Annotated in this window: 22 protein-coding genes; 13 read left to right on the top strand and 9 right to left on the bottom strand. The window is 70.3% G+C overall.

Annotation, left to right across the window (positions count from 1 at the left end; genetic code table 11):
* Positions 1-27 precede the first annotated feature (27 nt).
* The 3 genes from BM085_RS25225 to BM085_RS25215 form a co-directional block, all read right to left on the bottom strand.
* Positions 28-327 carry a hypothetical protein gene (locus tag BM085_RS25225; RefSeq protein WP_093889392.1) on the bottom strand — a complete coding sequence of 100 codons (300 nt, stop codon included), beginning with the start codon at positions 325-327 and terminating at the stop codon, positions 28-30.
* A 114-nt stretch (positions 328-441) separates the two neighbouring features.
* Positions 442-1,308 (bottom strand): acyl-CoA thioesterase, encoded by an 867-nt coding sequence (locus BM085_RS25220; RefSeq protein ID WP_031171313.1) that lies wholly within the window; start codon positions 1,306-1,308, stop codon positions 442-444.
* The gene (locus BM085_RS25215) at positions 1,305-3,374 is read right to left on the bottom strand and encodes an ATP-dependent DNA helicase UvrD2 (protein WP_093889391.1); all 2,070 of its coding nucleotides are present in this window, start codon (positions 3,372-3,374) and stop codon (positions 1,305-1,307) included. The genes BM085_RS25220 and BM085_RS25215 overlap by 4 nt, the downstream gene beginning before the upstream one ends.
* 179 nt (positions 3,375-3,553) lie before the next feature.
* Between BM085_RS25215 and BM085_RS25210 the strand changes: the two genes are divergently transcribed.
* Both BM085_RS25210 and BM085_RS25205 read left to right on the top strand, forming a co-directional pair.
* Positions 3,554-4,639 carry an alpha/beta hydrolase gene (locus tag BM085_RS25210; RefSeq protein WP_093889390.1) on the top strand — a complete coding sequence of 362 codons (1,086 nt, stop codon included), beginning with the start codon at positions 3,554-3,556 and terminating at the stop codon, positions 4,637-4,639.
* Positions 4,640-4,780: 141 nt separating this feature from the next.
* Positions 4,781-5,017 (top strand): mycoredoxin, encoded by a 237-nt coding sequence (locus BM085_RS25205; protein WP_093889389.1) that lies wholly within the window; start codon positions 4,781-4,783, stop codon positions 5,015-5,017.
* Here the strand turns inward: BM085_RS25205 and nudC are convergent, their stop codons facing one another.
* The gene (nudC, locus tag BM085_RS25200) at positions 5,018-5,995 is read right to left on the bottom strand and encodes an NAD(+) diphosphatase (RefSeq protein ID WP_093889388.1); all 978 of its coding nucleotides are present in this window, start codon (positions 5,993-5,995) and stop codon (positions 5,018-5,020) included.
* A 271-nt stretch (positions 5,996-6,266) separates the two neighbouring features.
* On the opposite strand from nudC, the gene BM085_RS25195 reads away from it, so the two are divergent.
* The 4 genes from BM085_RS25195 to BM085_RS25180 are packed head-to-tail and all read left to right on the top strand — an operon-like array spanning position 6,267 to position 11,927.
* Positions 6,267-7,460: an ATP-grasp domain-containing protein gene (locus BM085_RS25195; protein WP_093889387.1), complete on the top strand. Its 1,194-nt coding sequence runs from the start codon at positions 6,267-6,269 to the stop codon at positions 7,458-7,460.
* Positions 7,457-9,175 carry an IucA/IucC family protein gene (locus tag BM085_RS25190; protein ID WP_093889386.1) on the top strand — a complete coding sequence of 573 codons (1,719 nt, stop codon included), beginning with the start codon at positions 7,457-7,459 and terminating at the stop codon, positions 9,173-9,175. Before BM085_RS25195 ends, BM085_RS25190 begins: the two co-directional genes overlap by 4 nt.
* Positions 9,172-10,797, top strand: a complete 1,626-nt coding sequence (locus BM085_RS25185) for an IucA/IucC family protein (RefSeq protein ID WP_093889385.1) — start codon at positions 9,172-9,174, stop codon at positions 10,795-10,797. Before BM085_RS25190 ends, BM085_RS25185 begins: the two co-directional genes overlap by 4 nt.
* Positions 10,794-11,927 (top strand): alanine racemase, encoded by a 1,134-nt coding sequence (locus BM085_RS25180; RefSeq protein ID WP_093889384.1) that lies wholly within the window; start codon positions 10,794-10,796, stop codon positions 11,925-11,927. The genes BM085_RS25185 and BM085_RS25180 overlap by 4 nt, the downstream gene beginning before the upstream one ends.
* 142 nt (positions 11,928-12,069) lie before the next feature.
* On the opposite strand, the gene BM085_RS25175 is transcribed toward BM085_RS25180, so the two are convergent.
* Positions 12,070-12,828 carry an ATP-binding protein gene (locus BM085_RS25175; RefSeq protein WP_093889383.1) on the bottom strand — a complete coding sequence of 253 codons (759 nt, stop codon included), beginning with the start codon at positions 12,826-12,828 and terminating at the stop codon, positions 12,070-12,072.
* Positions 12,829-13,677: 849 nt separating this feature from the next.
* On the opposite strand from BM085_RS25175, the gene BM085_RS25170 reads away from it, so the two are divergent.
* From BM085_RS25170 to BM085_RS25155, 4 genes are all read left to right on the top strand, one after another.
* Entirely contained in the window at positions 13,678-14,484 is an 807-nt protein-coding gene (locus tag BM085_RS25170; protein ID WP_245789664.1) for a helix-turn-helix domain-containing protein, read from the top strand.
* A 31-nt stretch (positions 14,485-14,515) separates the two neighbouring features.
* A complete protein-coding gene (locus BM085_RS25165) occupies positions 14,516-14,719 on the top strand; it encodes a DUF397 domain-containing protein (RefSeq protein WP_093889382.1) in 204 nt (67 codons plus the stop codon).
* Between the two features lie 73 nt (positions 14,720-14,792).
* The gene (locus tag BM085_RS25160) at positions 14,793-14,996 is read left to right on the top strand and encodes a DUF397 domain-containing protein (RefSeq protein WP_093889381.1); all 204 of its coding nucleotides are present in this window, start codon (positions 14,793-14,795) and stop codon (positions 14,994-14,996) included.
* A 163-nt stretch (positions 14,997-15,159) separates the two neighbouring features.
* A complete protein-coding gene (locus tag BM085_RS25155) occupies positions 15,160-15,684 on the top strand; it encodes a DinB family protein (protein WP_093889380.1) in 525 nt (174 codons plus the stop codon).
* 105 nt (positions 15,685-15,789) lie between these two features.
* Here the strand turns inward: BM085_RS25155 and BM085_RS25150 are convergent, their stop codons facing one another.
* Positions 15,790-16,062 (bottom strand): hypothetical protein, encoded by a 273-nt coding sequence (locus BM085_RS25150; RefSeq protein ID WP_218158816.1) that lies wholly within the window; start codon positions 16,060-16,062, stop codon positions 15,790-15,792.
* A 132-nt stretch (positions 16,063-16,194) separates the two neighbouring features.
* Here BM085_RS25150 and BM085_RS25145 point away from each other — a divergent pair, with 132 nt between their 5' ends.
* Together BM085_RS25145 and BM085_RS25140 are read left to right on the top strand one after the other, a co-directional pair.
* Entirely contained in the window at positions 16,195-16,728 is a 534-nt protein-coding gene (locus BM085_RS25145; protein ID WP_093889379.1) for an RNA polymerase sigma factor, read from the top strand.
* Positions 16,725-17,882 (top strand): CU044_5270 family protein, encoded by a 1,158-nt coding sequence (locus tag BM085_RS25140; protein WP_093889378.1) that lies wholly within the window; start codon positions 16,725-16,727, stop codon positions 17,880-17,882. Before BM085_RS25145 ends, BM085_RS25140 begins: the two co-directional genes overlap by 4 nt.
* Before the next feature lie 142 nt (positions 17,883-18,024).
* Here the strand turns inward: BM085_RS25140 and BM085_RS25135 are convergent, their stop codons facing one another.
* Together BM085_RS25135 and BM085_RS45330 are read right to left on the bottom strand one after the other, a co-directional pair.
* Positions 18,025-18,585 carry a hypothetical protein gene (locus BM085_RS25135; RefSeq protein WP_143121063.1) on the bottom strand — a complete coding sequence of 187 codons (561 nt, stop codon included), beginning with the start codon at positions 18,583-18,585 and terminating at the stop codon, positions 18,025-18,027.
* Between the two features lie 535 nt (positions 18,586-19,120).
* On the bottom strand, positions 19,121-19,501 hold the full coding sequence (locus tag BM085_RS45330) for a PIN domain-containing protein (protein ID WP_218158815.1): 381 nt from the start codon (positions 19,499-19,501) through the stop codon (positions 19,121-19,123).
* Between the two features lie 339 nt (positions 19,502-19,840).
* Here BM085_RS45330 and BM085_RS25125 point away from each other — a divergent pair, with 339 nt between their 5' ends.
* Positions 19,841-20,695 carry an alpha/beta fold hydrolase gene (locus BM085_RS25125; protein WP_093889376.1) on the top strand — a complete coding sequence of 285 codons (855 nt, stop codon included), beginning with the start codon at positions 19,841-19,843 and terminating at the stop codon, positions 20,693-20,695.
* Positions 20,696-20,865: 170 nt separating this feature from the next.
* On the opposite strand, the gene qcrB is transcribed toward BM085_RS25125, so the two are convergent.
* On the bottom strand, positions 20,866-22,497 hold the full coding sequence (gene qcrB, locus BM085_RS25120) for a cytochrome bc1 complex cytochrome b subunit (protein ID WP_093889375.1): 1,632 nt from the start codon (positions 22,495-22,497) through the stop codon (positions 20,866-20,868).
* Between the last annotated feature and the right edge of the window lie 37 nt (positions 22,498-22,534).

Here is a 22,534-nt window from a genome sequence, read left to right as displayed (position 1 = left end):
CCGCGGCCTGAAGGCTCTCCCTCTCGGTCAGGTTATGACCGGAGGTTGCCCCCAGGGGTGCGGACCGCGCAGGCCACCCTTTCGGGCGTGCTTGGTCGGTGCGTAGCCGCCTGCATCGGTAGCCGGGACGGCCAGGGCGCCCGCCGCCGGGAAGGCGGTCAGGGCGGTCGTGTGGCCTGCCGGGATCTGGATGCGGACAGACTGCTCCTGCTGAAGCTGAGCGGCCGCGCCAACCGTGAGGAGGGCCCGACTGCCGCAGGGCAGGACGATGGTGTTACGACGCTCGGAAGCGAGCCCGATCTGGGCAGACATCATGTTGATCTTCACAGCGGACTCACCTCCATTTGCGGATCGTCGGACAGGACCGTCCGACTTGCTTGACCATGACCCTAAACCCGGGCCCCAGGGACGAGCAACATATTTTCTACCTGCAGTTTTACACTAACTCACGCGGATCATGGCCTCCTGCACCACCGACACCGCCAGTTCGCCGGAGCGGGTGAACATCTCGCCTCTCGCCAGCCCGCGGGCCGCCCCCGACCACGGCGATTCCTGGGCGTACAGCATCCAGTCGTCCACCCGGAAGGGGCGGTGGAACCACATCGCGTGGTCGAGCGAGGCCCCGGCGACGTTGGAGGCGCCCCAGGCCAGGCCGTGGGTGAGCAGCACGGTGTCCACCAGGGTGAAGTCCGAGGCGTAGGCGGCGAGCACCACGTGCAGCAGCGGGTCGTCGGGCAGCTCGGCGTCGTAGCGGAACCACACGTTCGTCTCCGAGCCGCGCAGCTCCGGGTCGCGGTGGGCCTCCCACGTCAGGGGGGTCACATACCTGGCGTCCACCGGGCGCGGCCTGGCCAGCCACTCCCGCCACGGTGAGTCCTCCCCCACGACCTCCAGCATCCGATCCTGGAACAGGGGCAGGCTCTCCGGCGCGATCACGTCCGGCATGACGGCGGCCTGGTGCTCGACACCGGTCTCCATGATGTGGAAGGAGGCCGACATGGTGAATATCACCTTGCCGTGCTGGATGGCCGAGATCCGGCGGGTGGTGAAGGAGCGGCCGTCGCGGATCCGCTCGACGTTGTAGACGATCGGGATCGCCGGGTCGCCGGGCCGGATGAAATAGGCGTGCAGCGAGTGGACGTAGCGCTCCGGCGGCACCGTGCGGCCGGCCGCCACCAGCGCCTGGGCGGCCACCTGGCCGCCGAACACCCGCTGGATGCGCTCCTCGGGGCTACGGCCCCGGAAGATGTCAAGCTCGATCTGCTCCAGGTCGAGCAGGTCCAGCAGCTCCTTGAGCGCCTCGTTCACGCGTCCTCCGTCTGATCTTGGGCAGCGCGGCAGAGGGCGAACACCGCCTCGCCGTACCGGTCCAGTTTGACGCGTCCGATTCCGGTGATCGCCAGCAGGTCCTGTTCGGAGGTCGGCGCCCGCTCCGCGATCGCCTGCAGGGTGACGTCCGTGAAGATCACGTAGGTCGGGACCTTGGTCTCCTTGGCGACGCCGGTACGCCAGGCCTTCAGACGCTCCAGCAGGGCCTCATCGTAGTCGGCCGGGCAGCCGGCGCACCTGCCGAGCTTCTGCTCGGCGGCGGCGACGAGGGTCTTGGCGCAGATACGGCAGCTCACCGGCGCGGCGACGGCCCGGCGGTCCTTGGGGGCGGGCGAGGAGGCACGGCTCCGCTCGGCCGGGCGGCCCGTGAGGCCGTCGAGGAAACGGGAGGGTCTCCTGGAGCGGCGTCCGCCCGGTGAACGCGCCAGCGCCCACGACAGCGCCAGATGGGCACGGGCCCGGGTGATGCCGACGTACAGGAGGCGACGCTCCTCCTCGATCTGGTCGGGCGTCTCGGCGTAGATGATCGGCAGCATGCCGTCCGTGACGCCGACCAGGAAGACCGCGTCCCACTCCAGGCCCTTGGCGGCGTGCAGCGAGGCCAGCGTCACGCCCTCGACCGGCGGCGCGTGCTGCTCGCTGGCCCGGCGCTCCAGCTCGGCCACGAAGGCGGGCAGGTCCCCGCCCTCGGCGGCGAGGTCCTCGGCGAGGTCGGCCAGGGCCTTCAGCGACTCCCACTTCTCCCGGGCCTTGCCGCCGCCGGGTGCCTCGGGGGTCAGGCCGATGCCGGCGAGGATGTGGTGGACGGTCGGGGCCAGCTCGTCGTCGTCCGCCGCGGAGCGGGCGGCGCCGCGCAGCAGCACGACGGCCTGGCGGACCTCGGGGCGCTCGAAGAAGCGGTCGGCGCCGCGCAGCAGGTAGGGGACGCCCGCCTTGGCGAAGGCCTGCTCGTAGACCTCGGACTGGGCGTTGACCCGGAACAGCACGGCGATCTCGCGGGTCGGCACGCCGCCGTCGGCGAGCTTCTTCACCGCGCGCGCCACCCCCTCGGCCTCGGCGGGCTCGTCGTCGTACTCGGCGAAGACGGGCTCGGGGCCGTCGGGGCGCTGGGCGATCAGGGCGAGCTTGTGCGGGGTCCTGGCCTTGTCGAGCACCCGGTTGGCCAGGGAGACCACCTGGGGGGTGGACCGGTAGTCGCGGACGAGCTTGATCACGGCGGCGGCGGGATGCTCGACCGAGAAGCCGGTCAGGTAGCGGGGGGTGGCGCCGGTGAAGGAGTAGATGGTCTGGTTGGGGTCACCGACCACGCACAGGTCGTCGCGCCCGCCGAGCCAGGTGTCGAGCAGCAGCTTCTGCAGGGGGTTGACGTCCTGGTACTCGTCCACGACGAAGTAGCGGTACTGCTGGCGGATCTGGGCGGCCACCTCGCGGTGCTCGGTCATCACGGCGGCGGTGAGTTCGAGGATGGTCTCGAAGTCGACCAGGTGCCGGTCGCGGCGGAGCGTCTCGTAGGCGTCGTAGAGCCGGAAGACCTCTTCGGCCGGGACCGGCGGGGTCCGGCCGGCTTTCCTGGCGGCCTCGGCGTAGTCCTCCGGGCCGACCTGGGTGACCTTGGCCCACTCGATCTCGGAGGCGATGTCCCGCAACTCGGAGCGGTCGGGGTTCTTCCGGATGGAACGGCAGGCGTCGATCAGCAGCGGGAGCTTCGACTCGATCACCCTGGGCGGGTCGCCGCCGATGACGCGCGGCCAGAAGTAGGTGAGCTGGCGCAGCGCGGCGGCGTGGAAGGTCCGTGCCTGCACCCCCGGGGTGCCGAGCTGCCGCAGGCGCTGCCTGAGCTCGCCCGCCGCGCGTGTGGTGAATGTCACGGCCAGCACGCTCTGGGCGTCGACCACTCCGCTGCGTACGGCGTGCGCGATGCGGTGGGTGATCGCCCGTGTCTTGCCGGTGCCCGCTCCCGCGAGCACGCAGACCGGGCCTCGGACGGCCTGTGCCACCTCACGCTGCTCGGGATCCAGCCCCGCCAGAACGTCGTCGGGCTCCACGGAGACTCCTTCACGCGCGATTAACGGGCCGGATGAAAACATCCTCCCAGTCAGTGGCCAAGCATCGCCCATTCTGGCAACATGCCGCCGTCAACCTATGTCGTTCGCCGAGATGCACAAACAAGCTCGTTTCCCCCACAATGGGGACCGAACTGTGCCCTGGGGGAAGGAAGATACCCGTGCGAACTGCGGTAACCGTGAGTGCGCTCGCCTTGGCGGCGCTGGTGATCGGATCCACCGCGGTGCACGCGTCTCCGACGGCGTACGCGGCCTCGGCGCCCTCGCCGCCGGGTGCCGAGGCGACCGCGAAGGCCGCCTCCGTCACGAAGACCCGGACCGCCGCGGCGACGGTGAAACCCGTGGCCGCCGCGGGGCGCGCGGCCACGGCCAGGACCGCGTCCGCCGGGAAGGGCGACCCGACGCCCACCCCGACCCCCGTCCCGACGCCGTCGCCGTCGCCGACCTCGACATCGGCCACCGACCCGCTGCTCCAGGACGTCTCCGTCGACACCGTCTCCTACGGCACGCACGCCCGTCAGCGGATGGACGTCTGGCACCACGGCGACGGCGTCGGGCATCCGGGCGTCTTCCTGATCCACGGCGGCTGGTGGTCCTCCGGGGACAAGAAGTACATGACCGCGATCAGCCGGAGCTACGTCGAGCAGGGCTACACGGTCTTCAACATCAACTATCGCCTCTCCACCGACGCCGCCTGGCCCGCCCAGCGCACCGACACGCTCGACGCCATCGCGACCGCGCGCAGGCACGCCCTCCTGTGGGGCTTCGACTCGGCCAACTACGTGGTCGTCGGCTTCTCCGCCGGAGGCCACCTGGCCACCGCCGCCGGCACCTACAAGAACGGCGGGCTGCCCGGCCTGCGCGGCGTGGTCGGCATCTCCCCGGTGATCTCACCGCTCACGGCCTACAACGAGGGCGCCGACACCATCGATGCCAACCAGCGCAAGCTGCGCGAGTCGGCCATCCGCCTGGCCGGGGGCTGCGAGCCGGACAAGTGCCCCAGGATCTGGAACAGCATGGAAGTGCCGTTGCACGCGAGCAGCGGTGACGTGCCCGTCCTGAGCGTGCACTCGCAGGACGAGTTCGTGCCGGCGGAGCACAGCATCCGGCTCCGCGACCGCCTGGCCCGCTTCGGCGTGAGCATGACGGTGCTGACCGAGCCGGGCATCGAGCACAGCTCGCCGCTCTACCGGCTGCCCGGCGTGGCCGAGACGGTGCACGCCTGGATCTCCGCCAAACTGCACTGACCGACGAGAAGCCCGGCGTCCGACCGGCAGCTGACCGGCGGAAAGCCCGGCAGCTGACCGGCAGCTGACCGGCGGGAAGATGAACGGCTCTCACTTTGTTGCCAATGAGCGCCGAACATCACATGAGGGGATTTCCACAAAATGGCGCTGACTGTTTACACCACAACCTGGTGCGGCCCCTGCAAGCGGCTGAAGTCCCAGCTCACCCGGGAGGGCATCTCCTACCGGGAGATCGACATCGAGCGGAACCCCGACGCCGCGCAGTTCGTCATGAGCGTCAACAACGGTAACCAGACAGTGCCGACCGTGCTGTTCGAGGACGGCACGGCCGTGACCAACCCCTCGGTGAGAGAGGTCAAGGCCCGGCTGAGCGTCTGATCACCAGTCGCCGGTCAGCGGCCCGCCGTACCAGGTCTCGATCAGCCTGCGAGCGATCGAGACCTCGGACGGCAGGCGCACCTCGCCGCTCTCCAGGGCGGCCAGCAGCTCGGCGCGGCTGAACCAGCGCGCCTCGGTGATCTCCTCGAGATCGAGGACGAGCTCCGTCGACGTGGCGCGCGCGAAGAAGCCGAGCATCAGGCTGCGCGGGAACGGCCACGGCTGGCTGCCCAGGTAGTGGGGGTCGACGACGTGCACGCCGACCTCCTCGACCACCTCGCGGGCCACGGCGTGCTCCAGTGACTCGCCCGGCTCGACGAAACCGGCGAGCACCGACAGCCGCCCCTCGGGCCACTGCGGCCCCCGGGCGAGCAGGCACCGGTCCTCGTCGTCGTGGACCAGCATGATCACCGCCGGGTCGACGCGGGGGAAGTGCTGGCTGCCGTCCTTGGGGCAGACGCGCACGTGCCCGCCGGCCCGCACCTCGGTGTGGCTGCCGCACCGCGGGCAGAACTCGTGGGTGGAATGCCACGCCTCCAGCGCGACCGCGTAGACCAGAAGGCCGGCGTCCAGGTCTCCCAGCAGCGACCCCACCTGGCGGAGCCCGGCGGCGACAGTCTGCCCCTCCCGCAACGCCGAGGGGGCGAGCGGGGCGACGATCCGGTTGAAGGAGTCTCCGCCGGTGACGCCCTCCAACGAGGCCGACACGGCGAAGTAGACGATGCCGTCGACGTCGACGCCGAGCAGGTAGCGCTCCCCTTCGGGCGCGTCGGCCGTGGGCAGCAGCACCAGCGCGGCCTCGTCCCCGTCACGCCGGACCAGCGCCTGCCCGTCGTCGACGACCACGACCCGGCTCGCGCCGTCCGCCCATGCCCGCTTGAGCCACTCGGCGTCGCCGCGGAGCGCCGCCGAGCGGTCGATGGCGCTGCGCGCGAGCAGCAGTGGTCCCAGTAGTCCCTCTTGTGTGGTGATCTCCACGTCGTCCCGCCTCCCAGACCGACTGGACATCTTACGCCGCAGGACAGGGCCGGTCTCCGGGTCCCCTCATCTCGCCGGATCCCTCGACCGGGACGGCGGGCGGCCCGGGACGATCTCGCCGGATCCCTCGACCGGGACGGCGGGCGGCCGGGGACGAGGGGCTCCGCCGACGAGATGCCGCCGAATCCGCGATCACGCCAGCGCGATGATCTCTACCCGGCTAAGATACAGCCGGTTAGGTTAGGCTTACCTGATATCGGGGGTCCCTGCATTGCGGCTGTACCTCACCGCGCTCAAACCGACCGACTCGGTCACGGACGGGTTCCTCCCGGCGGCACGCGCCCTGGGCTGCGACGTCACAATCCTGACCGACCGGCCGGAGCACCATCTGGACACGGGGACCGAGGTGCTCCGCTGCGACGTACGCGACGCGCGAGCGGTGATCGACATCATCGCGCACCATCACACGCCGGACGCGGTTTTCTCCAACTCCGACCACATCCAGGCGGAGACCGCCCTCGCCGCCGCCTACTTCGGCCTGCCCGGCAAGGACTGGCGCGCCTGCGTCGCCACCAAGAACAAGGCCCTCACCCGGCGCCGGCTGGCGGCGGCCGGCGTCGAGACCGTCCGTTCGGTACGGCTGGCGCCGGGCGACCCGGTGCCGCCGGACCCGCCGTTCCCCGCGGTCGTCAAGCCGCGCGAGGGCGTGGCCAGCGAGGACGTCGTGCTGGTGGGAGACGCCGGCGAGCTCGCGGCGGCCGTACGGGCGATCCGGGACCGGCGGCCGGGCGAGACGCTGGTCGTGGAGGAGTATCTCGACGGTTCCCTGCACACGATGGAGACGCTCGGCGACGGGCGGAGCGTCCAGGTGCTCGGCGGCTTCCGGACCACGCTCGGGCCGCTGCCGCACTTCGTGGAGGAACGGCTCGACTGGGAGCCCCCTCCCGCGCGCGACCATGTGCTGCGGGCGCTGGAGGCGCTGGGGGTGGGGTTCGGGGCCTGCCACACCGAATACGTGATGACGTCCGCCGGACCACGGATCATCGAGGTCAACTACCGGGTGATCGGCGACAACTGCGACTTCCTGGTCGGCAGCCTGCTGGAGGTCCCGCTGTTCGAGCGCATCCTCGGCGTCCACCTGGGATCGGAGCTGCCCGGCCCGCGCCACGCCGGCGGGAACGGGCCCGGACGGGCGCCGGGCGGCTCCGGGCCGCACGGGACCGTGCTCAGCCTGGTGGCGGACCGGGCCGGGACCGTGGTGGGCGCCCCCGGCGCGGTCGTGCCGGGGGCGGACGGCCCGGTCCGGCTCTGGCACCGGCCGCTGCGCGCCGTCGGCGACCGGATCGAGCTGACCCACACCAACCGCGACTACCTGGGCATCGTCCGCGCGATCGGCCCCGACCGGGCCCACGTGGACGCGGCCCTGGCGGCCTTCACCGCCGAGAGCCCATGGGTGATCGCATGATCGGCGGACGCGCCCCGGGAGGGCGGGAGCCGTACCTGTCGGCCCGTGTCCTGAACGCGCTGCTGCGCGAGGACTACGGCGGCCTGGCCGGGCGGGTGACGCGGAGCAAGGACGGCGTCGCGCTGCTGCTGCCCGGAGGGCGCAGGGTACGGCTGACGCCGGGTTCGCTGTTCCAGGACTTCGTGGTGGCCCCGGAGGAGGCGCTCCGCCTGGAGGAGGTCCTGAGCGCCCTCAGGCAGATCTCCGACCCGGCCGACGCCGCCGGGGTCGAGGCCTTCACCCGCGAGTGCCATGAGGCGCTGCGCGCCCTCGGCCTCCACGACGCCCGCCGCGACGAGGTGCTCGCCCGGCTGGGCGGCGACTCCCTCATCGCCCGTCCGGACCATGGCTCCCGTACCGACACCCGTCCGGACCACGGCTCCCTCCTGCCCGGGCACGACGCCCCCTCCGCCGGCCGGACCCGCGGGCGGCTCGGCGCGGTGCGCTACGAGACGCTGGCGGCCTCCGTCGACCATCCGGTCTACCCGACGGCACGCTGCCGGGCGGGCCTGTCGGACGAGGAGCTGACGGCCTACGCGCCGGAGTTCGCGCCCGTCTTCGCACTGCGCTGGGCGGCCGTGCCCCGGGAGCGGGCGGCCGGGGCGGCGATGCCGTTCGCGCCGGACTTCCCGGCGGCCGGGCTGCCCCGGGAGCTCGCCGGGACGCACGTGCTGTTCCCGGTGCATCCGCTGACGGTCCCGGAGGTCGAGCGGATCCCCTGGGCGATCATGGGGTCCGAGCCGTACCTGGAGGTCAGGCCCACGCTGTCGATGCGCACGGTCGTGATCGACCCGGCCACGCACCTGAAGCTGCCACTGGCCACCAGCACGCTCGGGCTGCGCAACCGCAGGTCGATCAGACCGGACACGCTGGCCGACGGAGCGCGGGCCGAACGGCTGCTGCGCGAGATGCCCGACCCGGGGGTGCTCCTCGCCGACGAGCAGACCTACGGCCACGCGGGCCACGAGTACCTGGGCTGGCTCGTCCGCCGCCTCCCGCCGGGTGAGATCGTCACGGTGGCCGCGCTGCCCGCCCCCCTGCCGGGCGGCGGGCTGGTCGTGGAGGAGATCGCCGGACGGTGGTACGGCGGGGACGTGACGCGGCTGCTCACCGACTACCTGCGGCTGCTGTCCGGTTTCCATGTGCGCCTGTTCGTCCGGTACGGCACGGCGCTGGAGGCCCACCAGCAGAACCTCTCGCTGGTGCTGGGGGACGGTCCCGCCAGGCTGCTGGTCAAGGACAACGACGGGCTGCTGACCTCGCCGGACCGGTTGCGCGCGGCCGGACTCGCGGTGCCGGGCTTCACCGACGCGCGGATGCTGACCGACGACCCGCACGCGCTCGCCGACGTGTTCGTGACCATCACCCTGCACCTGGCGGCGGCGGCGGTGACGTTCGGCGCGCTGCCGTCGCCGCAGGCCTCCCGGCTGGTCCGCGACGCGCTCCGGGAGGCGCTGGCCGAGTACGGGGACGACCCGATGGCCAGGCTGCTGCGGGCCAGGACCCTGGACGCCGCCCGACTCGTCGGCAAATCGATGATCACCGCCGGGACCCTGGTGGACAAGGCGCGGACCGGGGCGCGCGACGTGAACAAGTTCTACGGCACCAGCGGTCCCAACTACCTGCGCCAGCCACCTCAGGCCCTGCAGAACGTGATCATGCGAAGGACGCCATGACCAGCCTCGCGCTCGACTCCTCTCCAGCCGCCGTCGCCGAGGAGGCGTCGCTGGCGGCACTGCTGCGGTGCTGTGTCAGGGAGGTGGCCGGACCGCGCGGGCAGGTCTGGCCCGCCGAGCCGTACGTGTTGCTGCGCGTCGCCGGCACCCTGCTGCGGGTCCGGACGCACGGCGGGCTCGCGCTGCGGTTCGAGGGGCCGCCCGAGTGGCTGGAACGCGGCTGCTGGCAGCCGCTCTCCGTGGACCTGCTCGTCCGGCTCGTCGAGGCCGAGCTCGGGGGGAGCAACGAGGAGTTCGCGGCGCAGGTGGAGGCGAGCCGCACCGCCATGGCGACGCTGCTCTCGGTCCGGCGGGACGCCGCGCCGCCGGCGGATCCGTGGCTGGCCTCCGAGCAGGGGCTGGTGTTCGGGCATCCGTTCCACCCCAGCCCGAAGGCGCGCGGCGGCGCCGACTGGCTGCGCTACGCCCCCGAGGCGCACGCCGGCTTCCCGCTCCGGCTGCTCGGCGTCCGCGACGACGTGCTGGCCGAGGCGGGCGACACCGGCGCGCTGGACGGGCTCGGCCCGGTGCCGCACGGCTACACGCCGCTGCCCGCGCATCCGTGGCAGCTCGACCTGCTCGCGGCGGAACTCGCCGCCCCGCTGGCCGACGGGCGGTTGATCGACCTGGGGGAGGGCTCCCGGACGGCGGTCCCCACCTCGTCGGTCCGCACGGTCTACGAGCCGCGGATCGACCGGTGCCTGAAGTTCAGCCTGGACGTGCGGATCACCAACTGCGTCAGGAAGAACTCCTGGTACGAGCTGGCGGGCGCGGTCGAGCTGACCCGGCGCCTGGGACCGGTGTTCGAGGACCTGGCGGCCAGGTTTCCGGGCACCCGCTGGCTCCCCGAACCCGGCTACCGCTCCGCCGATCTGGGCACCCGGCTCCTGGAGGGGCTGGGCGTGATCATCCGTACGAGCCCGTGGTCGGTCTGCCGCCCGGGGGTGACCCCCCTGCTGAGCGGAGCCCTGGCGGCGGCGTCCCCGCGCGGATCATGCCGTTCCTGGCCGGTGGCCCCCCTGCCGAGCGGAGCGCCGGCCGTTCCGGGCGACCCTCCGGCCGAGCCCGTGCGCTGGTGGCGCGCCTACGTGGAACGGGTCGCGCCGCCGGTGCTCGACGCCTACCTGAGCCACGGCGTGGTGCTGGAGCCCCATCTGCAGAACGTCCTGATCGGCGTGGACGAGGCCGGGCTGCCCGTGGAGGCCGTCTTCCGCGACATGGAGGGCACCAAGCTCGTCGCCGGCCGCCACGACCTGTCCGGCCTGCCGGAACGGGTCGCCGAGGCCCTCACCTACGACGCGGCCGGCGGCTGGGACCGGGTGGTCTACTGCCTGATGGTCAACCACCTCGCCGAGATCGCCGCCTCCCTCGCCGGGCCCGGGTCCACGCGGGAGCTGTGGGCGGCGGCCGGGGAGGTGCTGGCCGGCTACGCCGACTCGGTGGGGTGGCCGCAGCCGCTGTCCGACCTGCTGGCCGGGGCGCCGCTGCCCGCCAAGGCCAACCTCTCGGTCCGGTGGGCGCGCTCGGCCGACCGCTCGGCCGGATACGTACCGGTGGCCAACCCTTTGGCGGTGCTCGCATGACCCCGGACGACCCGATCACGGACAGCTCGATCACGGACAGACCGGCTGTGGTCGCCCCCGTCCCGGACGGCCCGCTCCCGGCCGGGCTGACACCGGACGACCTGCCCGCCTACGTCTACGACCTGGCCTCCCTCGACGAGCACGCGGCGGCCGTACGGGCCGCGCTGCCGGGCATCGAGCTGTACTACGCGGTGAAGGCCAACCCCGACCCGGAGCTGCTGCGGGTGCTCGCGCGGCACGTGGACGGCTTCGAGGTCTCCTCGGGCGGGGAGCTGGCGCACGTGCGCGGGCTGTTCCCCGGCGCCCGCGTGGCCCTCGGCGGCCCGGGGAAGACCGACGCGGAGCTCTTCGGCGACGTCACCCGGCTGCACGTGGAGAGCCCCGGCGAGCTGCGCCGCCTGCTGGCGTCGGGACGCCGCGCCGACGTGCTGCTCCGGGTCAACCTCGACGTCCCCGTGGCCGGGGCGTCGCTGGCCATGGGCGGCGGCGCGACCCCGTTCGGTATGGACCCCGGCGGGATCGCCGAATGCGTGACGCTCCTGTCCGACCAGGAAGCGGTACGGCTGCGCGGGATCCACGCCCACCTGGCCAGCGGGTTGGAGGCGCCCGCGCTGCTGGAGCTGGCGGCGGCCGTGCTGGCGTACGCGCGCGGGCTGGGCGTCACCGAGATCAACCTCGGCGGCGGCATGGCGGTGTCGTACGCCGACCCGGACGCGCGGTTCGACTGGCGCTCGTACGGCGAGGGCCTGGCGGGGCTGCGCCGTCCCGGCGAAGTGCTGCGGATCGAGCCGGGACGGGCGCTGACCGTCTACTGCGGGCGGTACGTGACCCGGGTGATCGACGTCAAGCGGGTCCACGGCGAGCTGTTCGCGGTGGTCGCGGGCGGCACCCACCACCTGCGCACCCCGGCCACCAAGGGCCACTCCCAGCCGCTGGCCGTACTGCCGCCGGGCGAACCGGTCACGATCGTCGGCCAGCTCTGCACACCCAAGGACGTCCTGGCCCACCGGGTGCCGGTGCGCCTGGCCGTAGGGGACGTGGTGGAGTTCGCGATGGCCGGCGCCTATGCCTGGAACATCTCCCACCACGACTTCCTGATGCACCCCAAACCCGGCTTCCACTACGGGTGAGCGGCCACACGCGACCCGTGGGAGCACCTGCGCCTTGTGGAAACACGTGTGGTCTTGCGGGACGCGTGTGGTCTCGCGGGAACACGTGGGGCGAGCGGCGCTCACCCGGTTCCGGGAACGGCCGGCGGGCGGGCGGGCGGGATCAGACGCGGAGGCGAGAGCGCGGGAGCGGGTCCGCGCAATCGGCGGTGCGGGGCGCGCCGGATCGCCCGCAGGGGAGCCGCCACGCGGCCCACACCGTCTTGCCGACCTTGTCGCGGACGGGGATGACGCCCCACTGGTCGGCGAGCGCCTCGACGATCGCGAGTCCTCGGCCGGAGGTCGCGTCCTGACCGAGGTCGAGCCGGTGGGGCCGTCCGGGACCGTGGTCGGTGACCCGCACACAGATCCCCTCGGGCGTGGCCCACAGCGACAGCCGGACCGGCGGCCCGCCGTACACCGCCGCGTTCGTCACCAGCTCGCTGACGACCAGCACCGCGTCGTCGACGAGATCGGACGGCAGCCTCCATGTGGTGAAGGTCTCGCGCACCGTCCTGCGGGCCTCATGGGTGATCGCCGGGTCGCGGGGGAGCTCCCAGCCCACGGTCCGGAGGCCGTCCGGGGTGCTTGCGATCATCGAGGCTCCTTGTCCGTGACGGTGAAGTACGGCGGGCGGCGGCACCGCCGGCCCGGTCCCGCGGATCAGCTCGTGCAACTCCTCGGCGGTACGGGCCTCCACGACCTGCGGCTCCGGAGCCCGTGTGGTGGCGATGGCGTAGAACCGGCGCCCGCCCACGCCGTACATCACCGTCCAGCCCGCCTCGGCCTGATCGAGCCGGGCGGCCTGCGACCGCTGATCGCGATCCCACTCCCGGCGAGCCACCTGGACGGCGGGCGATCCCTTCCGGTGCCGCCCGCTCACGCGGCCCTCCGGGCATGGTGTTCGTGAGGGTACGGCTCGCGATGTCTCGCGGGAGGAGAACCGTCCGGGTGACGGCCAGGTGATCCGGCGATCATCATCTCCTCGGACCGGGAGTGAAGGCCCTGGCCAGACGCTTCCCTCGGAACGGCATCGGATGACGTCATCCTCCCCGGCGGACCTACCGGCGCCGCCGAGGACATCCGCCGCGCGAATCCCAGCCGCCACCACTCCGCCAACCGCGCCCGGAACTGGGCTTGAGTCGGCCGGTCGTAGTCATGTCGCGGCTGGTGGGGAAGGCACCGATCGTCGTGAGCATACGGCGAGTGGCCGCACCAGCGGCAGCCCAGCGGCGTGGGCGGCCGGTCGGCATCGAAGCGCATCCGGATGAGCCGGATCGCCCTTGTAAAGTTGACCATGGGATCGGACCTCCGTAGTCCGGTTCAAGGAGTCCGTCAGGTGTTGGTAGCACCTGGCGGACTCCGCCCGTTTTGCAGGGTGTTGGCCCTGCCGAAACTTGGCAGTTATAGCGACACGCGGCAGCAACGCCGACATGTGCCCGGTTTTAGCTGGCGTCGGCATTCGCAGTCCGACCCGCCCGCGCCTAAACGCTGTTGTGCTGGGACGTTCGCCTGCGTCCAGGCCCCCATCACATTTCCTGACCATCCCCGAGAGCTGCGCGACGATGGCAACCTTGCGTAATAGTGCACTAACTCTGAGTAAGATGCAATAGTGCTTGTGAGGAAGCAACGATGCTTACGGATGAGCGCAACCGAGGGGAGCCACGTCATGTCCGGGAGCCACAACGGTGTCCGTCGCCAGAGCCCAACCGTGCGGGCCCGTCGACTTGCCGTGGAACTGGCCAACCGTCGCGATGCCACCGGGCTGACCCGCGAGGAAGTCGCCCGCCGCCTGAAATGGTCACCTTCGACCATCTTTCGCATCGAGACCGGCCGTTCCCTGCCTCAGCCTCGTAGCATCCGCGAACTACTTGACCTCTACGGGGTCATTGGCCCTGAGCGCGACAGCCTCATGCAACTCGCCCGCGAAGCCCGCCAGCCTTGCTGGTGGCATTCTTTCCGCGATGTTCTGCCGAGTCCGTACGAGGTCTACATCGGACTTGAAAGCGGAGCCGAGTCGCTGTACAACTTCGAGCCCATAGTCATCCCCGGCCTGCTTCAAACTCCTGACTATGTCAGAGCATTGATCAAAGGCGGGGCACAAGAACTGGGACATGATGAGATCGAGCGACGTGTAGAAGTTCGCCTTATCCGTCAACAGATTCTTACTCGGCAAGATCGCCCCCGCCTGTGGGCCATCATTGATGAGGCCGCCATTCATCGTGTCGTCGGCAACCCGACAATCATGCGTAAGCAATTGCATCATCTGGTCACTGCCGCAGAAGAAGGAAAAACCACTCTGCAAGTCGTGCCGTTCAGCGTGGGTTCCCACCCAGGCACCACCGGCCCCTTCGTCATCTTCGGCTTCCCAGAGCAAGCCGATGCCCAAGTGGTGTACGTCGAAACCCTTGCCGGCGACCTCTATCTCGAACAGCATGCAGATGTTTCCCGATACACCCTTGCCTTTGATCGGCTACGCGCCACAGCTCTGTCGCCAGACGACTCCATGGGTATGGTAAAGCGAGCAGCCGAAGCTTAACCTAGAGCTCAGACGGAGAAGGAGTTGCAAGATGAGCCACCATGAACTCTCTCATCTGAACTGGCACAAGAGCACCTACAGCAGCCAGAACGGCAATTGCGTAGAGGTAGCAGAACTTCCCGACGGCGGCAGGGCCGTACGAGACAGCAAGAACCCAGGCGGGCCGATGCTGCGTTTCACCCCAGATGAATGGCAGGAATTCGTCCATGGCGTGAAGGACGGCAAATTCGACTGACTGAAATTATCAGACGAGTCGGCCCGGCACATGGCGAAACTCACGGATCAACTCAAGGGATGGGCAAAAGACAGTGGATCAGAGCAGCTCGGATCTCGCCTGGTACAGGAGCACCCTCAGCGGAACCAACAACGACAACTGTGTCGAGGTGGCCAGCCTGCCCGATGGTGGCTGGGCCGTACGGGACAGCAAGGACCCGGACGGGCCGATGCTGCGCTTCACCCCCGATAAGTGGCAGACGTTCGTCGGCGGCGTGAAGGGCGGCGAGTTCGGCTGACGAGGCGGGGCTTTTCACCGAAGGCCTCCATGCCGCCGCCGTCGATCGTCGGCACCCCCGGATGTGACGCGGCCACCGGGCCGCCCCCCGCTGAGCCGTCTCGGCACGCGGTACCGGATATTCGATGGAAGCGCAGGCGGGGACGCTGCCAGACTCCCTGCCCATGACCGTACCTCGTGTTGATCTTCTGACCCGGCAGCTCGACACCGCCTGGGCGCTGTTCGAATACCACCTCGAAGACCTCGACGACGCCCAGTGCCTGTGGGAGCCGGCGGCCGGCTGCTGGACCGTCCACCGCCAGGACGACGGCCGCTGGACGGCCGACTGGCAGGTGCCCGAACCCGACCCCGTGCCCACCCTCACCATCGGCTGGCTCACCTGGCACATCGGCTTCTGGTGGACGACCACCCTCGGCCACTGCTTCGGGGACGGCGCCCCACCCCGCGAGGAGATCACCTGGCCGGGCGGCGCTACGGCCGCCGCCGACTGGCTGCGCGGCCTCAGGGACGACTGGCGGGCCCGCCTGAGCGAGCTCACCGACGCCGACCTGGACTCCACCGACCGCACCGCCGGGCTGTGGGGGCAGGACGAGACGCTGGCGAACGTGGCCGGCTGGGTCAGCGTCGAGCTGACCAAGAACGTCGCCGAGATCGGCTACGTACGCCACCTGTACGCCGCCCGCGCCTGACACGACCACCCACCCCGCTGGTCGAACCCGGCCGACCAGCAGGGGCACGATCTTTGCGCAGGACTCACGGTCCAGTAGCTATGCGTGCTCACCCGCTGGCGGCTGTCAGACCTGAGGCTGCCGCAGCCGCGAACTCGTTTGAAGGCACTGGCCGGCGTACCTGTGTGCCTGGCCATCGCTGCGCACTTCCTTGTTGCCCGGGATGGAGGTCAGTCGGCCGCGCCGGAAGTAGGAGCCCGCTCCGTCCCCGCCGGCTCGCCCGGCGACCCTGACCTCCGCCTGGACGGCCAGCCGGAAGGTGTCGTCGAGCAGGGTGTAGGTGTGTTTCTCACGGTCGAAGGAAGCGACTCTGACGGCCGCCGGCTTCTGCAGGGCCACGGCGGCGGCCGGTGGGCGCAGCCCGGCCCGTTCGGCGCCCTCGGCTGGACCTCGGAAACTTGTCGGCGACCGGTAATGCTTCCGAGATTCCGGACATGGACGGATGACCGATGATCCATGTGAGGAGGCCGGATGGGATCCGATCCCCACGGCCGGTTCGTACAGATATACGAACATGCCTATCGCCCCATACTCGGGTACGTCCTGCGCCGGTGCCAGGATCCCGACGACGCGGCCGACGTGGTGGCCGAGACGTTCGCCGTCGCATGGCGGCGGATCAACGAGATCCCGCCGGGGGACGAGGCCAGGCTCTGGCTGTACGGCGTGGCCCGCAAGGCGCTCGCCAACCACCGCCGTGGCGAACGGCGGCATGAGCGGCGCACCGCCGCGCTGCGCGAGCAGATCGCCGCCTCCCCGGCGCTGGCTGGGCCGCCACCGGCCGAGTACACGCAGCTCGGTCAGGTCTTCAGGGGCCTGAACGACGACGACAGGGAGCTGCTGTCGCTGGTCGCCTGGGAGAAGCTCGACACCGAGCAGGTGGCGCGCACGCTCGGTATCACTCGCAACGCCGTACGCGTCCGGCTGCACCGGGCGCGCAAGCGGTTCGCGCGCGCCCTGGACGGCGCGGGGATCGACCTTCCGCTCTTCGAGAGGACCGCACTGTGAACCTGGATGATCTCGCCAGAGTGCACGACGACGACCTGAGCGGTGAGCCTGCCGGGCAGGTGTCTGGAGCGGGGGCCCAGACGCTGCTGGCATCGATCATGTCCGAGCCGCCGGGGCGGGGCGGCAGGCCACGCGCCACGTGGCTGCGCGGGCCGGTGCCGTGGCTGGCATCGGCGGCGAGCGTGGCCGCCACGGTTCTGGTGGTCACCATGGTGGCGGCGCCGAACGAGCAGCGGCCGGCCCCTCCGCCGGCGGCCTCGCCCGGCGCGCAGCCGTCGGCGCGCCAGATGCTGCTGGCCGCCGCCACCGCCGTCGCCGCCACGAAGGCACCCGTGTCGGGCGCATACTGGCGTACCAGCACGGTTTCCGGCAGGGACGTGATCTCGCCGGATCACGGCTACGTCATCAGACGGCTTTCCTCCAAAGACCAATGGCTGGCGCGCCGACCCGGGGCGCAGAGCTGGTGGATCAAGCAACCCCTCGGCGCGAAGCCACTCACCCCTGAGGATCAGACCGCCTGGCGGAAGGCAGGCTCGCCGACCCGGTGGAAGTACCCGATCGGAGCCGGCGACTCGTCGGAGGTGGTGCGGGCCGAGGCAGAGGAGAAGACGGCCTCACGGCTGCGCGGCAAGTGGAAGGGCTCGGGCGGGTTGCTGGCCAGCGATCCCCTCACCTGGGACGAGATCCGCCGCATTCCGAGCGGCGAGCGGGAGCTGCGCGCCTATCTTGGACAGCTCATCACCGCCCAGGCCAAGGCCGGCTACTCCCCGCGGGACCCGCGATCGCTGGAGGCGGCCCTGCATGGGGCCTGCATGGAGATCGTCTTCGATCTGCCCGCCTCACCGGCCGTGCGCGCCTCCGCCTACCGCATCCTGGCCACCATGCCCGAGCTGAAGTCCCTGGGCAGGGTGAAGGATCCGCTGGGCCGCACGGGCGAGGCATTCGGCTATCAGGTGGCTCCCGACTTCGGGCGGAAGAACGCCCTCGAGGTCGCGTTGGTGATCGACCCCGCGACGGGCCTGCTGCTCGCGAGGACGACGACGACCACGGTCGAGCTCACCGGCGGCCGTACCGCGAAGACCACCAGCTTCACGGCCTACCAGCAGACGGGCTGGACCGATGCCAAGCCGTCGCTGCCCGCCAAGCGCGATTGACCCCTCCGTCCCCGGCCCAGGCCCCATCCGCAACACCGGGGCCTGGGCTCGCGCCCTGGCGATGGAAGGGTGATCACCCGCTGGGCCGCTGCCATCGCGCCCTGAACGGCCAGCGGCCCCGCCCCCGCCCTCGCCGCCCTTCTCACCCCGTACGACGGCCCGTCCTCCCGTACGGCGGCCCGTCTTCTCCGGCCACGGGCAGGCCGATCAGATCCCGGTTCTCCCGGACGGCGATCCGCGCGCGGTCCCGGGACTCCTCCTGGGAGATGAGAACGCGCGCCCACCTTTTCAGCGCCTCACTCCACGCGCGCCGCGCCGAAGTCACTTCGGCGGGAAAGCTTCTGCTCCGGCGAATGCGGTCGTATTCCTTTGACAGGGCCTCGACCCGCCGGTGCGCTTCATCGAGTGTGAGGGCCGAATGGTCGGCGCCAGAGGAAAGGACATCCGCTCCGGCATCCACAGCAGGGCGGCCTCCGTCAAGGACCTCTTCCCGGACGGTCAGCGTTCTTACCCACTCCGTCAACGCCCAGATCCACGCCTGCCGTGCCCGCGCCAATTCGGCAGGCGATCCGTTTCCCTCATCGAATGCCTGCTGCGCCTGACCATAGCGGCCCTTGGCCCAGCGCACCTCGCTTCCGGCCTCCCGGAATGCCAGCCGAGCCTCCTCGCGCCGCCCCCATTCATGTCTGCGCTCATCCCTCACAATGCGAGGCTACGAAAATAAATTCAGCCATTCAAGGGCAAAACAGGGTTTCGCCCTTGATGCGGTTACAAGGATCCGGGAAAGAAGCTCGGCCATTCGCCGGAACGAGAACCTCCGCCCGCGGTTCCCTCACCGTGGCCGACGCCGTCCGATGGAATACGGCGGGCCTGTGCGGAACATATGCCGCCGGTGGCCGGTCCGGCTCCGGAAACGACCAATGGCATGCCTTCGCCAGCCGCGTCAAGAACGGCGAGTCGGTTAACGGGACCCGGTTTCCGCCCGATATCGGGCTCCGCGGTGATCGACGCACCCGTGCGGAGACGGAAAGCCGTCTCCTACCGTTCCCGGCATGAAGCGCGCCGCCATGACGACGACGCCGGAGACCACACGGCGCTCCGGTTGGTACCGGGGTTGGGACCAGGTCAGGCGGTGAGTGACGAGCCGGACGGCGAATTCGGTTGCCCCAGCCGGATGGCCTCGAGCTGTGAAGTGCCCAGAGGCAGCCAGTGGCAGAGAGAAAGCCGATGCACGGTGGCTACGGCAGCAGATTGAAGGCGGGTACGTGCGTAGGGCGCACGATGCTGAAGTGGCGGCGGTCAATGGTGGCGATGTTGACCGCGTGGAACTTCTCGGCGACTGCGATGACGAACGCGTCGGCGGTACCGAGTGGCAGGTCGGAGTACTGTTCCACCAGGTCGGCGGCCCGATTGAGCTCGGTTGAGGTGCTCCGGATGATTTCCTTGGCGCGTTCGCTGAGATCGGATTCGCCATCGAAAATTGCAGTCGTGCGGAACCGGCGACGGGGGCGTTCGCCGCGCTCCACCTCAGCCCACTGGCGTAGCAGCTCTATGGCATCCGGAAGTCGGTCCTCCGGCACCGCGTCGAGCAGGCGGTGTGCTTGCTCGCGTACGGTCATGTGCTCAGTGTATGGTCCGGGACTTCTCTGGTCCCAGTGGTCGACGGGATGCTCTGTCGAGCGCGGAGAGATCAGGAGATCACAGGCCCGTCGTTCCCTCGAACCACAGATGGCGTTCTCAAGCGTTTGCTCTGGAAATTTGCCCCGTCATCTGTTCTCCTCGGGGCGGGGATCAGCTCCAGGAGCCTGACCAGGCCGGCTCGTCGAGGACGATTGACCGGACGGACCATCTTGTTGAGGCGGATGACGTGGAAGACCGCGTTCACCTGGTCCAGGGGACGACGGACAGGAGGAACAGGCCAGGCGGTAGGCGGCGAGAAAGGTTGGCATAGTGGACGGATGTTCAGCGAGAGTCTCGTGGCCGTGTCCGCTCAGCCCGCCGTGGAGCTGTTCGTCGCGCGGAGCCGGGGGCCCGCCGAGCGCACGCTGCTGGTGATCCACGGCGGTCCCGACTGGGACCACACCTACCTGCGCGAGCCGCTCGCGGAGCTCGCCGGCCGGCACCGGGTGGTCCTGCCGGACCTGCGCGGCTGCGGACGTTCCAGCCGCGGCCTCGCCCACGACCGGTACACCCCGGCCGAGGCCACCGATGACCTCGTCGCCCTGCTGGACGCGCTCGGCACGGCGCGGGCCGACGTCCTCGGGTTCTCCTACGGAGGCCTGATCGCCCAACGGCTGACCCTGGCCGCTCCCGAGCGCGTCCGGCGGCTGATCATCGCCTCCAGCAGCGTCCTGCCGGTGCCTCCGGGCGCCTTCGACGGCCGGCGCGAGCGTGAGGAACGGCGCGCCCCGGAGGCCGCGGTGTGGTCGGATCCGGAACTGTCCGGTCCGGAGCTCACCCGCGCGGCGGCGATCGCCGGAGCCGGGGCGAACGTCTGGCGTCCGGAAGCGCTGCCCGCCTACCTGGACCGCCTCGCGGACGTCCACTTCTCCGCCGAGTGGATGCGCTCCTGGCAGGCAGGCACCCTGCCCGGCGCCCGTCACCGGGACGCGGCCCAGCGGCTCGCCGCGCTCGGCGTCCCACTGCTCCTGCTCCACGGCCGGCAGGACATGATCTTCCCCGCGTCCCTGGCCGAGGAGACCGCCATGCTGATGCCCACCGCCCGCGCCGTGGTGATCGAGGAAGCGGGCCACATGGCCCACATCGACCAACCCCGCGCGTGGCTCGACGCCGTCACCGGCTTCCTGTCCTGACGGCTCGGCCGCCTGTCCGGGGCGGGGCCGTACGGGACAGCAGGAACCTTGAGACCTGGGGTCCGAGACTTCCCTGATCCCAGGAAATCGACCAGGTAGGAATCGGAGAGATGGTCGACTCGTCGTTCACCCGCCTCGGAGCGATGACGACAGGCCCCGGCCGGAACCGGTCAGGAGGGCAGTGACCTGTCCTTCTCGACGTCCGAGCCGACGGCCGCGTGCTCCTCGTGAGGGTGCTCACCGTCGAGCGGGATCTTCTCCCCGCCGTAGGCCTTGCTCAGCTTGGCGCGGAGCTTGCCGAGCGGGCCGCGCATCCCCTTGGGCGGGATGCCGTCGACGTCGACGTCGGTGATCATCGGGACCGCCGTCTTGCCGCGCATGTGCGCCTCGATGGCCTCGTTCGACGGAACGTGGACCTCGATGTACTCACCCGAAGGAAGACGCTTGATGACGCCCGACTCCACGCCGTGCCCGATCACCGCGGCGTCGCGGCGCTGCAGGCCCAGGCACATCCGGTAGGTGATGAAGTAGGCGAGCGCGGGACCGGCGAAGATCAGCACCCGGCCGACGTAGGTCGTCCAGTTCAGCGAGACGTGGAAGAACGCCGCGATCTCGTCGTTGGCGCCCAGCAGCCACAGAATGCCGTAGAAGGTGACCGCGGAGATGCCGATCGAGGTGCGGTGCGGGTTGTTGCGGGGACGCTCGGCGATGTGGTGCTCGCTGCGGTCCCCGGTGACCCACTGCTCGATGAAGGGATACAGGGCCAGGCCCGTCATGACGATGCCCATCGGGAGCAGCGCCGGGATCAGCACGCTCATCGGCAGGGTGAAGCCCAGGACGTTGATCTCCCAGGCGGGCATCAGGCGGAGCGAGCCCTCCAGGAATCCCATGTAGAAGTCAGGCTGGGAACCCGCCGAGATGTCGGCCGGGCTGTAGGGACCGAACAGCCAGATCGGGTTGATCTGGGCGAAGGTGCCCAGCAGCGCGATGGCGCCGAACGTGAACATGAAATAGGCACCCGATTTGGCCATGAAGGCCGGGTAGAACGGAGCCCCCACCACGTTGGTGTTCGTGCGGCCCTTGCCCGGCATCTGCGTGTGCTTCTGCACCCACATCAACATGAGGTGAGCGGTGATCAGCGCCAGCAGGATGCCCGGGATGAGCAGGATGTGCATCGAGTAGAACCGGGAGACCACGTCCTCGCCGGGATACTCGCCGCCGAAGAGGAAGAAGGTGATCCAGGTGCCGACCAGCGGCAGGGAGATCATCACACCCTCGGTGATCCGCAGACCGGCGCCGGAGAGCAGGTCGTCGGGGAGGGAATAGCCGGTCAGACCCTCGAACAGGGCCAGCGTCAGCAGACCGACACCGATCAGCCAGTTGAGCTCACGCGGCTTGCGGTACGCACCGGTGAAGAACACCCGGAGCATGTGCACCATCATCCCGGCGACGAACAGCAGGGCGGCCCAGTGGTGCATCTGCCGCATCAGCAGACCACCGCGGACGTCGAAGCTGATGTGCAGGGTCGAGGCGTACGCCTCGGACATCATGACGCCCTTGAGCGGCTCGTAGGAGCCGTCGTAGACGACCTCACCCATGGAGGGCTTGAAGAAGAAGGTCAGGAACGTGCCGGTCAGCAGCAGGATGACGAAGGAGTACAGCGCGATCTCGCCCAGCAGGAACGACCAGTGGTCGGGAAAGATCTTCCGTAAATTTCGCTTGAGGAAGTTCCCCGCGCCGATGCGGTCGTCGATGAAGCTGCTTGTGCTCGCTATGGGCTTCGGAACGGTTCCGCTGCTCATGCGCGCCCTCCGTTTCACGGACCTCGGCCTCGACGCC

Source organism: Streptosporangium canum (assembly GCF_900113865.1).
Lineage (GTDB): Bacteria > Actinomycetota > Actinomycetes > Streptosporangiales > Streptosporangiaceae > Streptosporangium > Streptosporangium canum.
The sequence above is the reverse complement of the archived record's forward strand: the minus strand, read 5'-3'. Positions and strand labels throughout refer to the sequence as shown.